The sequence below is a fragment of the Streptomyces sp. ME02-8801-2C genome (assembly GCF_033793965.1).
GTDB lineage: Bacteria > Actinomycetota > Actinomycetes > Streptomycetales > Streptomycetaceae > Streptomyces.
Genome location: NZ_JARAXP010000001.1, coordinates 903773 through 917263, shown reverse-complemented (window position 1 = coordinate 917263; position 13491 = coordinate 903773). Strand labels below are relative to the sequence as shown.

The following is a 13491-nucleotide window of genomic DNA, read 5'->3' as shown; positions in this document are numbered from 1 at the left end:
GCGGGGCGGTTCTGCCAATCACCGGCCGGTTCACCGCTGATAGCGCGCCAGCACCAGGTTTCCGTCCTCCTCCAGCCGTTTCCGCAGTTCGGCGAGGTCGATCGCGCCGCTGTAGTACTCCTGGAAAGCGGGGGTCGCGACCTTGTCCTTCCACTCCGGGTAGCCACGTACGGACTGGGCCGGGGCAGAGCTGAGGTGGGCGGCGAGGGCGGTGCCCGTGGCCCAGCCGTCCCTGGGTGTGCGCAGGGAGGGGGACATAAGGGCCTGAGTGCCCGTGGGGAGCATCCAGTCGCCGAGGGCGAGGCGGGCCATGTTCTCGGGGCGCAGCATGAAGTCGATGAACTCGGCCGCCTGCGCCTGGTGTCGGCTGTCCTCGGCGATGGAGAGGGTCTGCGGGCTGACGCCCTGGGTGAGCCCGTCGGCGCCGGCCGGGGCGGGCAGCACCTGCCACTCGAAGCCCTTGGGTGCCTGCTGCTCGATCTGCTGGCGGTAGGAGAAGCCGAGCGGGACCATCGCGTACCGGCCGCCGAAGAACCCGGGGAGAGTGTCGGAGCCACCACTGCCGAGCGTCGAACTCGGCGCGCTGTCATCGGAGTTGACCTGCTCATGGATCGTACGGGGGACTACTTCCTCGGGGGCTTCGAAGCGGACGGTGACCTTGCCGTCCGCTCCCCGATGGAACAGCTGACCGCCCGTCGACAGCGACAGGTTGAGGGTGGCCGAGACGGGCTCCTTGAGCGGCCAGGCGACGCCGTACTTGCCGTCGCCGCTCAACTCGCGGGTCACCGACCGGAATTCGGGCCAGCTCCACGGGTGCTCCGGCGTGGGGATGCGGACCCCGGACTCCCGCAGCCACTTCGCGTTGGCGATCAGGACGCGCGGCTCCTGGAGGAAGGGCACGCCGTAGACGCCGTCGCCGAAGGTCGCAGTCTCCCAACTCCGCTGCGGGATGTCGGACTTGAGCCGCTCGGGCAGCAACTCGCGCAGATCGGCGAGGTAACCGCCGTACGCGAAGTCCGCGAGGTCGTCCGAGGCGTCGTGGATGATGTCCGGAGCCTCGCCGCCCTCGAAGGAGGTGAGGAGCTGGTCGTGGACGCTGTCCCAACTGCCCTGTACGTACTGGACCTTGACGTCCGGATGGGTCGCGTTCCACTCCTTCACCAGTGCCTTGTTGGCGGCGACGGACTCGTCCTGCCAGGCGAGGGACTGGAAGCGGAGGGTGATCCGGCCACCGTCCGCGGTGGTGCCCCCGCCTGTGCAGCCGGCGAGCAGCAGCACGAGGACGACGAGCCATCGCGCGCGCATCAGCTCTTCACCGCCCCTGCCATCAGGCCGCCGGTGATGCGGCGTTGGACGATCGCGAACACGACGAGCGAGGGCAGCGTCGCGAGGAACGCGGCGGCGGCCAGCGGGCCGAGGTCCGCCACGCCCTCCGCGCCGATGAAGTGGGTGAGGACGACCGGCAGGGTCTGTTTCTCCGGGGTCTTGAGGAGCACCAGGGCGAAGAAGAACTCGTTCCAGGCGGTGACGAACGCGAACAGCGCCGTCGCCACGATCCCCGGCGCGAGCAGGGGCGCCGTGACGGAGACCAGGGTGCGCAGACGCCCGGCGCCGTCGACGGCCGCGGCCTCCTCCAACTCGGCGGGCACGGCCCGTACATACCCGACGAGCATCCACAGCGCGAACGGCAGCGACCACACCACGTAGACCATCACCAGCCCGAAGACGGAGTCGATCAGCCGCAGGTTCTTCAGCGCCAGGAACAGCGGGATGATCACCAGCACGAACGGGAACGCCTGGCTGACCACCACCCATCCGGTGGCCGCCCGCCCCAGGAGCGTGCGGTGTCTGGCCATGACGTACGCCATCGGGGTCGCGAGCACTACGGCGACCAGCGCGGCCGAGGCCGCCGCGAGCAGGGAGTTCGACGCGGCGTGCAGCAGCGGCTGTTCGTCGAAGGCCTGGCGGAAGTTGTCGAGCGTGGGGTTCTTCGGGATCCAGGTGGGGTGCAGACTGCCCAGTTCGCGCGGGGGCTTGAAGGCGGTGGACAGCAGCCAGAGGAACGGCAGGGCCAGAAAGGCGAGATACGCGAGAAGGGCCGCGTACTGGCCGACGCGGGCGCTCTTGCTCGTCCTCAACTCTCCTCGCCTCCCCGCAGCCGGCCGACGAGGAACACGGCGAGAAGGACGGAGATCAGCGCGACCATCACACAGCCCATCGCCGCCGCGTAGCCGAACTGCCCGTAGCGGAAGGCCTCTTCGTAGGCGAAGAGCATCGGCAGGCGGGTACGCCCGCCGGGGCCGCCGTTCGTCAGGACGTACACCAGGGCGAAGGAGTTGAAGTTCCAGATGAGGTTGAGGGCGGTGATGGCGAACGCGACCGGCCGCAGGGCGGGCCAGGTGACCGTCCGGAAGCGGCGCCAGGCGCCGGCGCCGTCCATCGCCGCCGCCTCGTGCAGTTCGCGCGGGGTGTTCTGCAGCCCGGCGAGCAGGGGCACCGTCGTCTGCGGCATCCCCGCCCAGACGCCGACGACGATGACGGCGGGCAGCGCGGTCGCGAGGCCGCTGAGCCAGTCGCGTCCGTCGCCCAGACCCAGGTCGCGCAGCGTCTCGTTGAGGACTCCGGCGTCCGCGTTGTAGACGAGCCGCCACATGATGCCGACGACGACCTCGGGCATCGCCCACGGGACGATCGCGAGGGCGCGGGCCAGCCAGCGCAGCCGTAGCTCCTGGTTGAGGAGAAGGGCGAGGCCGAGCGCGAGCAGGAACTGCGGCACGGTCACCCCGACCGCCCAGACCAGCCCGATCCGGAACGACTCCCAGAACAGCGTGTCGTGCAGCAGGTCCTGGAAGTTGAGGGTGCCGATCCACCGGGTGGACGCGGTCCGGCCGGACTGGGCGTCGGTGAACGCCAGCAGGATCCCGTACAGCAGCGGTCCCACGCTCAGGACGAGGATCGGGATCAGGGCGGGCAGGACCAGGAACCAGGCGCCGTGGCCGCCGAGCGACCGGCCGCTCTCCGGTCCGGCGCGGGTCGCGTGCTTGGTCGGCCGCCTCGTTCCGGTCGCCAATGTCACGTGGTCGGCTCCTTTGGTCGCCCGAGGTGGCCCCGTCATGGTCGTGAAGCCCGTGTAGGCAGTCAAGGCACCACGCAAACGCCCCACCAGTGCGAATGCGACACTGACCGGCGGATGGCGTGAACCCGACGCCGTTCGCGGACGTACACGGACATCAACAGCCGGGTACGAGGGACTGCAGGACTGCACGGAAGGCGGACCATGGACGAGGCACGGGCCCGGGACGTACTGGCCACGGCGGACGTACTGCCGCCCGGCGCGGCGGCGGGCGCTCGGCTGCTCGCCCTGGGCGAGAACGCCGTGTTCGCGGCCGGTGACCTGGTCGTCAAGGTGGGCCGCGACGCCGAACTCCTCGACCGTGCGCGGCGGGAGCTGGACATCGCGCTCTGGCTCGCCGGGGCGGACGTCCCGGCGGTACGCGTGGCCACCCCGGAGTCGCTCCTCGTCGAAGGCCACCCGGTGACCGTGTGGCACCGGCTGCCCGATCCCGTACGCCCCGCCGAACCCGCGGATTTGGCCGAACTCCTGCGGATCGTGCACGCCCTGCCGCTCCCCCGCTCGTTCGTGTTGCCGCCCCGGGAACTCCTGGGCGGTGTCGAACGCTGGCTGCGGCTCGCCGGCGACGCGATCGACCCGGCGGACGCGGCCTATCTGCGGGAGCGCCGCGACGGGTTCGCGGCGGCCGCCGCCGCGCTCACCCCGCACCTGCCGCCCGGTCCGATCCACGGCGACGCGCTTCCCCGCAACGTCCACATCGGGCCCGAGGGTCCGGTCCTGGTCGACCTGGAGACCTTCTCCGCCGATCTGCGCGAACACGACCTGGTGGTCATGGCTCTGTCCCACGACCGGTACGGGGTTCCTGCGGAGGCTTACGACGCCTTCACGGGGGCGTACGGGTGGGATGTGCGGGAGTGGGAGGGGTGTTCGGTGTTGCGGGGGGCTCGGGAGACGGCGAGCTGTGCGTGGGTGGCGCAGCATGCGCCGGTCAATCCGGGGGCGGTGGTGGAGTTCTCGCGGCGGGTGAGGTCTTTGCGGGAGGGGGATTTGACTGTGCGGTGGTATGCGTTTTGAGCGCCTAGGGGGGTGGGGACTGGTGTTGTGGGGCGGGTGCGGGTTGTGTGGGGCTTGTCGCGCAGTTCCCCGCGCCCCTGTCAGTTACTCCCCGACCCTGATTTTCTGTGCTGCTTGTTGTAGTTCGGTCAGGACCGTTCTTACTGCCCTGCGGGCTGTTCGTTCTGGGCGGTGCAGGGCGTCGATGCGGCGGTTGGCCTGGATGCCTGTCAGGGGTTTGAGGGTCAGGGCGGGGTGGGGGCGGGAGGTCCAGCGGGGCATCAGGGCGAGGCCTCCGCCTGCGGCCACCGCCTCCGCCGCCACCGCGAACTCGTTGATGCGGTGGGCCAGATGGGGCCGCCTGCCCGCCGCGGTGGCGATGGCCTCGATCGTCGCCATGATCGGGAAGCCGTCGTGTACGGCGATCCAGGGCTGGTCGGCCACATCGCCGGGGGTCAGTCGTCGCTTGGCGGCGAGCGGATGGTCGGCGGGCATCGCCACGTCGAGGGGTTCGCGCAGCAGCGGGGTCGCCGTCACCGTGCGCGGCCAGGGCGGGGCGTGGTCCAGCCGGTGGGCCAGGACCAGGTCGTACTCCCTGGTCAGCGGCGGGAAGTCGTCCTGCGGCACATCCTGGTCGGCCAGCGCGAGAACCGGCCCGTCCGGAGCTGACAGGGCCCGCAGCAGCAGGGGGAAGAAGGCGGCGCCCGCGCTGTGGAACGCCGCCACCGACACCTGCCCGTCCGGCCGGTCCAGGAACTCCTCGACGGTGTGCCGGGCCCGCGCCAGTGCCGACTCCACCTCGGTCGCCGCGCCCGCCAGCGCCTGTCCGGCGTCGGTCAGCACCAGCCGCCGCCCCTGCCGCTCGGTGAGCGGGACCGGGATGGCGCGCTGGAGCAGCCGCAGTTGCTGCGAGATCGCCGAGGGCGTGACGAGCAGCGCGTCGGCGACGGCGGTGACACTGCCCAGCTCACCGAGTTCGCGCAGGATCCTCAGCTGACGTTCGTCCACGGGGCGAGTGTAGGCAGATGGTGTAGGGAAACTAAAAGATCCTTTTAGAAGCTGGTCCTAGGCTTCAGGGTTGTCGCCGGTGCACCGTGGTCGCGTGTCCGACTCCCGCCGTACCGACGCGGTACTCCTTCTTGTCGCGCTCGTCTGGGGCTCCAGTTATCTGTCCGCCCAGACGGCGACCTCCGCCCTGCCCGTCCTCGTGGTCCTGTTCGCGCGGTACGCCGTGTCCGCGCTCGCCTGTCTCGGGGTGGTCGCCGCCGGGGGACGGGGGGAGGGACGGGGGCTGGGCAGCGGTTTTTGCCTGTGGACGCGGGAGGAGGTGCGGGCCGGGCTGCCGCTCGGGGTCACGCAGGCCGCCGTCCTCGTCGTCGAGACGTACGGGGTCGCCCACACCACCGCCGCCAACGCGGGCCTCATCATCAGCCTGACCATCGTGCTCACCCCTCTCCTGGACCGCGCCGGACACCCCGGCGGACTGCCCCCGGCCTTCTACGCCGCCGCGGGCGTGTGTGTCCTCGCCGTGGGCCTGCTCATGTCCGGCAACGGCTTCCACGCACCGCGTCTCGGCGATGTGTTGATGCTGGGCGCGGCGCTGGTCCGGGCGGTCCATGTCGCCCTCGTCGGGCGTCTCACCACGGGCCGGCCGATCCGCCCCCTTCAGCTGACGACGCTCCAGACCCTGATCGGCACGGCCCTGTTCCTTCCGGCCGCCGCCCCCGACCTGCCCGCGCTCGCCCGTGCCGACGCCGGGACCTGGACGCAGTTGCTCTATCTCTCCCTGTTCTGCAGCGTGTTCGCGTTTCTCGCCCAGACGTGGGCCGTGCAGCGCACGTCGGCGAGCCGGGCCAGCCTGCTGCTGGGCACGGAGCCGATCTGGGCCGCCGCGATCGGCATCGCCCTCGGCGGCGAACACCTGACGCCGCTGACGGCGTTGGGAGCGACGCTGATGGTCACGGGCACGTACTGGGGTCAGTCGGTGGAACGGGCCCACCGCGCCCGCCGGGCGCAGAGGGCTCCCGCCCCGGTTTCCGTACCCGGTACTCCCGCCGTTGCCGCCCGTCCCGTGCTCGAGGGGTCCGCCCCCGAACCTCCGTGAGAGGCGCGGTCGGTGGTCAGGCGGGCTGCCAGAGCTCGATCCGGTTGCCCTCCGGATCGGTGACCCAGCCGAATCGGCCGACGCCCTCCATGTCCTGCGTCTCCTCGGCCACGTCCGCTCCGCGGGCACGCAGTTGGGCGAGCATCGCGTCCAGGTCCCGGACCCGGAAGTTGAGCATCGTCTGCTGGTCGCGGGACCCGAAGTAGTCGGTGGTGGACTCGAACGTCGCGAACACCGTCGGTCCGGCTTCCTGACGCCACAGGCCGTACTCGTCGACGTCCAGCCCCAGGCTGTCGCGATACCAGGCGCTCAGCGCCGCCGGATCGGCCGCCCGCATGAAGTGTCCACCGATTCCCAGCACACGTTCCATGCCGTCATCCTGCCAGGACGGCCGTCGGACGGACCGGCACCGAGAGCGGGATGTCGCCGTGCCCGGGGTGGGACGACCAGAGGCCGCCTCACACCACCTCGCCCACTGCCTCCCGCAGCGGCCAGGTGCCGTCCACCACCGCGTCCGCCTCCCCCTTGCGGCGCAGGAAGCTCTGGAATTCCGCCGCCCATTCGGCGTACCAGTCAATCTGGCGCCGATGCAGCTCCACCGGTCCGAGGGCCGCGACCTTGGGATGCCGTTCGGCTATCGCGCACGCGAGCCGCGCCGCGGCCAGGGCGTCCGCCGAGGCGTCGTGGGCCGCGTCCAGCAGGACGCCGTACTCCGTGCACACCGCTTCGAGGTTGCGCTTGCCGCGCCGGTACCGGTCGACGGAGCGGTCGATCGTGTACGGGTCGATCACCGGCGCCGGATCGAGACCGCCGAGCCGCTCCCGCAGGGACGGCAGACCGTGCCTGCGCAACTCGGCGGAGAGCAGGGTGAGGTCGAAGTTCGCGTTGTAGGCGACCACCGGTACGCCCGTCTTCCAGTACGTCGTCAGGACGTCCGCGATGGCGTCCGCGACCTGGTCGGCCGGCCTGCCCTCGCTCGTCGCGCGCTCGTTGGTGATGCCGTGCACCGCGACCGCGTCCGCCGGGATCTCCACGCCCGGATCGGCCAGCCATTCGCGGCGGCCGAGCGGTTCGCCGCCCCTCACCTCGATCACCGCGCCGGTGACGATGCGCGCCTCGCCCGGGTCGGTCCCGGTCGTCTCCAGGTCGAAGCCGATCAGCAGCTCATGGTGCCAGCCCATGCCTGGCCCCCCTTCTTACCTTCTTGGTGGTGCTTTCCCCCAGTGGTCTCCACGATCCCATGAGCCACTGACAATCAGAGGACCGCGTTCCGCTTGGGGAAGGTGAGCGACTCAGGACACAGGCCGCGAATCGGCCCAGGCCACCTCGAACTCCTCGCGGTATGTCGGCAAAAGGCCGATCTCCTCCGCTTCGCCCGACTTGACCACCCGGCTTCCACCCCGCAGCACCAGCACCGGCGCCTCCATCCCGCGCGTCCGGCGCAGATACGACTGCACGACCGCGACCCCGTCCGAGGCGTCCCCGTCGACGAGGTAGGCCGTGAAGCGGGGCGTCTCGTCGAAGACCTGGATCTCGAAGGCGCCCGGGTCACGCAGGTTCGACCGCACCCGGCGCATGTGCAGGATGTTCATCTCCACCGCGCGGCTCAACTCGCCCCGTTTGAGGCCGAGTTCCCGTTCCCGTCGCTTCACCGCGCTGGAGGCGGGGTTCAGGAACAGCAGCCTCACCCGGCAGCCGGACTCCGCCAGCCGCACCAGCCGCCGCCCGGAGAAGTTCTGCACCAGCAGGTTGAGGCCGATCCCGATGGCGTCGAGGCGACGCGCACCGCCGAAGAGGTCCTCGGCCGGGAACTGGCGCATCAGCCGTACCCGGTCGCTGTGCACGGCGACCACGTCCCCGTACCGGTCGCCCACCAGGTCCTCGACCGCGTCCACCGGCAGCCGGCGCGCGGAGGGCACGTCACCGCCCGCGCCAAGGGTCTCCAGGAGCTTGCCCGAGGCCCGTTCGGCCTGGTTGAGAACAGCCTCGGAGAGGGCCCGGTTGCGGGAGACCACGTTGCGGGTGACCTCCAGCTCGTCCAGGGCGAGTTCGACGTCACGGCGCTCGTCGACGTACGGCTCGAAGCACGGCCAGTGCTGCACCATCAGCTCGCGCAGCTGCGGCAACGTGAGGAAGCTGAGGACGTTGTCGTCGGCGGGGTCGAGCAAGTAGCCCTTGCGGCGGCTGACTTCCCGTACGGCCACCGCGCGCTGCACCCATTCCTGGCCGGCCGGGCCGGCGGCGGCGACCACCCACTCGTCGCCGTGGACCGGTTCGTAGATGGGACGCAGAACAGCGGCCACGACCGCGCGCAACCGCTGTTCGACGAGGTTCAGCCAGATATAGGCCCGGCCGGCCCGCTGGGCGCGTGTCCGCACCTCGTGCCAGGCGTCGGCGTCCCAGTCCAGTTCCGGGCCGATGGAACCCGTCTCCATCGGCCGTGCCAGGGACACCGCGCCGGGCGGGACCTCTGTGGAGTTCCCCTCGTGACCCTCGTCACCAGGGGGCAGCTCCAGCCCTCCCGAGCCCACCCGTGCACCGCCTTCCGCTCCCCCGAGCTCTCCCCGTGGCCGGTCCCGGCCAACGATCAAGGAAGGGTACTCCGCAAGCGGTCGGCGATGCAGCAGGATGGACAGGGTCGTTTCTCAACTACCGCTTTCGACATGCCCGTTCTGGTTGGCGAGCGCGGCGGGCGTGAGCGGATTCATAGCCGTGACATCGCGTGGGGCGATGGAGAAGCCCTGCCAGTGCACCGGCATGGGCTGCTGGTCCTCGTCCCGGGCTATGTGGTGGAAGCCCACGTTCATCCAGACCACCGGGTGGGTGAGTGTCTGTCCGTTGGTCCAGCCGTCGACGGACTTCTTGGCGCCGGGACCGCAGTTGAGCAGGTTGTCGCTGGCGAACTGCTCACACTTGTTGTACTCGGTGAAGTACACGTCGTGCTTGGTGTAGCTGCGGCCCGGGTACTTGGTGGTGGACCCGGGGACGAGCTCGTACGACCGGGCGTGGCCGTCCTTGTTCTTGCCCGTGGCGCTGACGACACGCCACCAGCGCATGTTCTTGGCGTCGCCCGCGAGTTCCTTCTTGATCTGGGTGCGGGTCGTCTTGTTGGTGGGACCCTCGTCGCCGCTCCGGGGCGGGCTGACCACGGAGTCGTACTGCTCGATCTTTCCCTTGGAGGAGCCGTCGAGGCCGAAGTCGAGCCGCCAGAAGACGTTGTGGCTGTGGCTGGTGGCGTACGCCCTGGCGCCCTTGCCGATGGGCCAGCCGCGGCCGTCGCCCGCGTCGTAGTCGTCGGGCGCGAGGCTGCCGGTGGCGCCGACGCTCATGTTGATGGTGCCGTCGTCCTGGAAGCGCCACTCGGTGATGTACTCGTACCAACCGGTCTGGTTGACGGTGTAGATGAGCAGGTCCTTGCCCTGGGTCTGCCAGACCTTGTTCGCGGTGTCGCCCTGCATCCGGTAGGCGTGACCGCGCGAACGGGTCGTGGTGCACAGGCCCTTGACGTTCGCGTGCGCCGGGTCCCAGGCCTCGGGGACCTTGACGGTCTTGATGGTGCCGCCGGGGCACTCACCGGGCGCCATGTTCATCAGGCCCTGGGCGAAGCCCGCCTGGGTGAGGTCCTGGTACTCGGCCGCCCCGTCGTCGTAGGGGACGTGGATCTGGCTGAGCTTCGCGGAGTTGAGGACCTTGATCGGCTGGGCCTCGCCCGGGGGCTGGTACGAGATCTTCTCCAGGACGAGCCCGGCCTCGGCCTCGTAGCGCCAGCACATCCGCCAGGTGGTGCCGGTGGAGAGCTTCTGTTCGATGCGGTAGGGCGCACTGCACTCGGCGGGCGGTACGGCCTGGGCCTTGGGCTGGGCCTTGGGCTGGGCGGTGGCCGGGCCCGCCGCCGTGGTGAGGCCGGCGGTCAGTGCGACCGCGGAGAGACCGGCGAGGCCGGCGAGCGCATATTTTTCGCGCATGACTGAGGGACTCCCTAGGAGGAGAGAGTTGGGCGGGAAGAATGGGTGACGCGGAGGTGGACCGAGGACGGGACGTGGTTGTCGCCCCAGGTCAGCCGAGCTTGGCCACCTTGCGGGTGCTCAGGTCGATGATGAGCGAACGGGAGTCGATCCACGGCCCGTTCTTCACCTTCGGGAAGAGCCGCACACAGCGGTGGTCGCCGCATGCGGCGAGTGCGGCGGGCTGGGCGCCCGGAACGGCCCGGTACACCATGCTGGTGACCAGGAGCTGGTCGGGCGAGGTGAGTTCACTGCTGGTGGCGTCCTTGTAGTCGGCCCGCAGGCCCGCGCCCAGCGGGTCGGCGATCAGCAGCTTGGTCGCCTCGATCGACTCGGCGCGGCTCAGGGGCGGCTGCACACCGTGCTGGGTGTCGGTCCGCTCGACCTTGCCGGTGTCGAGGTTCACGGTCTTGGTGACCAGCGCGTCGTTCTTGTAGTCGTAGAACGACACGTCCGCGCGCCGGGGCGCGTTCGGCTTGTCCACCTCGGCGGCCTCGGGTTCGGCGAGGTCGACGCTGATCCGCTGCGGGCCGCGTTGTCCCGTCACGTTCTCACCGGCGTCGCGCAGCTGCCGGCTGAGGGCGATGTTCTCGACGCGGGCCATCTCACCGTCGGTGAGCGGATCACGGCCCTTGCCCTTCGCGCCCTCGGCGGGCACCTGTTCGACGACACCGGGCGGCACCGCGGCCTGCCCCCCGCCGCCCGTGCTCGCCGAGCCCGAGGTGCCCCCGGAGGTGCCTCCGGAAGTGCCCCCCGAGGTGCCTCCCGAGACGCTCGAGCCTCCCGTACCCCCCGATTCGTCGGCCCCCGCCGATCCCGGCAGCGTCACCGCGACCATCACGGCCGTACCGGCCACCGCTATCCCCGCACCCGCCACCACCTTGCCCAGGTGGCGGCGCACGATTTTGCGCACGTTGTCCCCTTACTCCCCCTCACAGCCCAGGGAGTACGTGAAGAAGGAAAAGTTTTGGCATACCCGGTTTCGCGGGTACGCACTGGTCGAACGGTAAGAGGGACGTAAGTCGTAGGTGGTTCCATCACTTTCGGGGAGACTCGGAGTGGAGTCGCCCCAGCGGCGGACCACTACTGAAAGAGTCGAGTGCATGCAGGTCTGGCCAGGAGAGGCATATCCACTCGGCGCCACGTACGACGGTGCCGGCACCAACTTCGCGGTCTTCTCGGAGGCCGCCGACCGGATAGAGCTGTGTCTGCTCCACGACGACGGCTCGGAAACGGCGGTGGAACTGCGGGAGAGCGACGCGTTCGTCCGGCACGCGTATCTGCCCGGGGTGATGCCTGGGCAACGGTACGGCTTCCGGGCGCACGGTCCGTACGAGCCCGAGCGCGGCCTGCGGACCAACTCGGCGAAGCTGCTCCTCGATCCGTACGCGAAGGCGATCAGCGGTTCGGTGACCTGGGGCGAGGAGGTGTACGGCTACCACTTCGGCGAGCCGGAGCGGCGCAACGATCTCGACTCGGCGCCGCACACCATGTCGTCGGTCGTGGTGAACCCCTACTTCGACTGGGGCGACGACCGGCGTCCACGCACCGAGTACCACCACACGGTGATCTACGAGGCCCATGTGAAGGGCCTGACGATGCGCCACCCGGCGCTGCCCGAGGAGCTGCGCGGGACCTACGCGGCGCTCGCACACCCCGCGATTATCGAACATCTGACCGAACTCGGGGTGACGGCCCTGGAACTGATGCCGGTGCACCAGTTCGTCAACGACCATCGTCTGGTCGACATGGGCCTGAACAACTACTGGGGCTACAACACGATCGGTTTCTTCGCCCCGCACAACGCGTACGCCTCCTGGGGCGACCGCGGCCAGCAGGTCCTGGAGTTCAAGTCGGCGGTGCGGGCACTGCACGAGGCCGGTATCGAGGTCATCCTGGACGTGGTCTACAACCACACCGCGGAGGGCAACCACCTCGGCCCGACGCTGTCCTTCCGGGGCATCGACAACGCGCAGTACTACCGGCTCGCCGAGGACCAGCGCTACTACATGGACACCACGGGCACCGGGAACTCGCTGCTCATGCGGTCCCCGCACGTGCTCCAGCTGATCATGGACTCGCTGCGCTACTGGGTCACCGAGATGCATGTCGACGGCTTCCGCTTCGACCTCGCGGCCACGCTGGCCCGGCAGTTCCACGAGGTGGACCGGCTGTCGTCGTTCTTCGACCTGGTCCAGCAGGACCCGGTGGTGTCGCAGGTGAAGCTGATCGCCGAGCCGTGGGACGTGGGCGAGGGCGGCTACCAGGTGGGCAACTTCCCGCCGCTGTGGACCGAGTGGAACGGCATGTACCGCGACACCGTACGGGACATGTGGCGGGGCGAGCCGCGCACGCTCGCGGAGTTCGCGTCCCGGCTGACGGGGTCCTCGGACCTCTACCAGGACGACGGGCGCCGGCCGCTGGCCTCGATCAACTTCGTGACCTGCCATGACGGTTTCACCCTCAATGACCTGGTGTCGTACAACGAGAAGCGCAACCTGGCCAACGGTGAGGACAACCGGGACGGCGAGAGTCACAACAGGTCCTGGAACTGCGGCGCGGAGGGCGAGACCGACGACCCCGGCGTCCTCGCTCTGCGGGCGCGCCAGCTGCGGAACTTCGTCGCGACGCTGATGCTGTCCCAGGGCGTGCCGATGATCAGCCACGGCGACGAGTTCGCCCGCACCCAGGGCGGCAACAACAACGCGTACTGCCAGGACAACGAGCTCTCCTGGGTGCCGTGGCCGGGCTCCGGCGACACCTCCGACGGCAATTCCGACGCCGAGGGCGGGCCCGGCTCCACGGAGTTGCTGGACTTCACGCGCGCGATGGTGTGGCTGCGCCGGGACCACCCGGTCTTCCGCAGGCGCCGCTTCTTCCACGGCCGCCCCGTGGAGGGCACCCACGACGAGCTGTCGGACATCGCCTGGTTCACCCCGGCGGGCGAGGAGATGGTCCAGCGGGACTGGGACTCGGCGCAGGCGGGCGCGATGAGCGTGTTCCTCAACGGCAACGCGATCTCGGAGCCCGGTCCGCGCGGTGAGCGCATCCTGGACGACTCGTTCCTGCTGATGTTCAACGCCTCGCCGAAGACGCTGGAGTTCGTGGTGCCGGTCAACCACGGCCGACAGTGGCAGGTCGTGGTCGACACCGCCCGCCCGGAGGGCGTGGCGGCGGGCACGGGCGCGAAGGTGAAGGCGGGCGACCGGCTGACTCTGCTGGACCACAGCCTGACGGTGCTGCAGCGCCCGACCTAG

The 13491-nt window shown here is 70.0% G+C and carries 12 protein-coding genes; 3 read left to right on the top strand and 9 right to left on the bottom strand.

Translation table 11 applies throughout. The annotated features are described in order from the left end of the window. Positions 1-30: 30 nt before the first annotated feature. From PV396_RS03870 to PV396_RS03860, 3 genes are read right to left on the bottom strand one after another with little or no spacing between them, the layout of a single operon-like run. Positions 31-1305, bottom strand: coding sequence for an ABC transporter substrate-binding protein (locus tag PV396_RS03870; protein WP_319200238.1), 1275 nt, complete (start codon positions 1303-1305; stop codon positions 31-33). Further along, a complete protein-coding gene (locus PV396_RS03865) occupies positions 1305-2138 on the bottom strand; it encodes a carbohydrate ABC transporter permease (protein ID WP_319200236.1) in 834 nt (277 codons plus the stop codon). Before PV396_RS03865 ends, PV396_RS03870 begins: the two co-directional genes overlap by 1 nt. Further along, the gene (locus PV396_RS03860; protein ID WP_319200234.1) at positions 2135-3076 is read right to left on the bottom strand and encodes a sugar ABC transporter permease; all 942 of its coding nucleotides are present in this window, start codon (positions 3074-3076) and stop codon (positions 2135-2137) included. The genes PV396_RS03865 and PV396_RS03860 overlap by 4 nt, the downstream gene beginning before the upstream one ends. Before the next feature lie 201 nt (positions 3077-3277). On the opposite strand from PV396_RS03860, the gene PV396_RS03855 reads away from it, so the two are divergent. Further along, positions 3278-4147: an aminoglycoside phosphotransferase family protein gene (locus tag PV396_RS03855; protein WP_319200232.1), complete on the top strand. Its 870-nt coding sequence runs from the start codon at positions 3278-3280 to the stop codon at positions 4145-4147. An 84-nt stretch (positions 4148-4231) separates the two neighbouring features. Here the strand turns inward: PV396_RS03855 and PV396_RS03850 are convergent, their stop codons facing one another. Next, positions 4232-5134, bottom strand: a complete 903-nt coding sequence (locus tag PV396_RS03850; protein ID WP_319200230.1) for a LysR family transcriptional regulator — start codon at positions 5132-5134, stop codon at positions 4232-4234. 94 nt (positions 5135-5228) lie between these two features. On the opposite strand from PV396_RS03850, the gene PV396_RS03845 reads away from it, so the two are divergent. Next, the gene (locus PV396_RS03845; RefSeq protein WP_319200228.1) at positions 5229-6230 is read left to right on the top strand and encodes a DMT family transporter; all 1002 of its coding nucleotides are present in this window, start codon (positions 5229-5231) and stop codon (positions 6228-6230) included. 16 nt (positions 6231-6246) lie between these two features. On the opposite strand, the gene PV396_RS03840 is transcribed toward PV396_RS03845, so the two are convergent. The 5 genes from PV396_RS03840 to PV396_RS03820 form a co-directional block, all read right to left on the bottom strand. Continuing rightward, positions 6247-6600: a VOC family protein gene (locus PV396_RS03840; protein ID WP_319200226.1), complete on the bottom strand. Its 354-nt coding sequence runs from the start codon at positions 6598-6600 to the stop codon at positions 6247-6249. A gap of 88 nt (positions 6601-6688) precedes the next feature. After that, entirely contained in the window at positions 6689-7411 is a 723-nt protein-coding gene (locus tag PV396_RS03835; protein WP_319200224.1) for a 3'-5' exonuclease, read from the bottom strand. A 111-nt stretch (positions 7412-7522) separates the two neighbouring features. After that, on the bottom strand, positions 7523-8761 hold the full coding sequence (locus PV396_RS03830) for an SAV2148 family HEPN domain-containing protein (protein WP_319200222.1): 1239 nt from the start codon (positions 8759-8761) through the stop codon (positions 7523-7525). Between the two features lie 114 nt (positions 8762-8875). Then, positions 8876-10195, bottom strand: coding sequence for a copper amine oxidase (locus PV396_RS03825; RefSeq protein ID WP_319200220.1), 1320 nt, complete (start codon positions 10193-10195; stop codon positions 8876-8878). Positions 10196-10286: 91 nt separating this feature from the next. Beyond that, a complete protein-coding gene (locus PV396_RS03820) occupies positions 10287-11147 on the bottom strand; it encodes a Tat pathway signal sequence domain protein (RefSeq protein WP_319200218.1) in 861 nt (286 codons plus the stop codon). A gap of 190 nt (positions 11148-11337) precedes the next feature. On the opposite strand from PV396_RS03820, the gene glgX reads away from it, so the two are divergent. Next, positions 11338-13491, top strand: a complete 2154-nt coding sequence (gene glgX / locus PV396_RS03815; protein WP_319200217.1) for a glycogen debranching protein GlgX — start codon at positions 11338-11340, stop codon at positions 13489-13491.

What these genes read in the sequence shown, in the direction of transcription:
- PV396_RS03825 (WP_319200220.1), bottom strand. Translation starts at nt 10,195, where the DNA reads ATGCGCGAAAAATATGCGCTCGCCGGCCTCGCCGGTCTCTCCGCGGTC.
- PV396_RS03840 (WP_319200226.1), bottom strand. Translation starts at nt 6,600, where the DNA reads ATGGAACGTGTGCTGGGAATCGGTGGACACTTCATGCGGGCGGCCGAT.
- PV396_RS03835 (WP_319200224.1), bottom strand. Translation starts at nt 7,411, where the DNA reads ATGGGCTGGCACCATGAGCTGCTGATCGGCTTCGACCTGGAGACGACC.
- PV396_RS03870 (WP_319200238.1), bottom strand. Translation starts at nt 1,305, where the DNA reads ATGCGCGCGCGATGGCTCGTCGTCCTCGTGCTGCTGCTCGCCGGCTGC.
- PV396_RS03855 (WP_319200232.1), top strand. Translation starts at nt 3,278, where the DNA reads ATGGACGAGGCACGGGCCCGGGACGTACTGGCCACGGCGGACGTACTG.
- glgX (WP_319200217.1), top strand. Translation starts at nt 11,338, where the DNA reads ATGCAGGTCTGGCCAGGAGAGGCATATCCACTCGGCGCCACGTACGAC.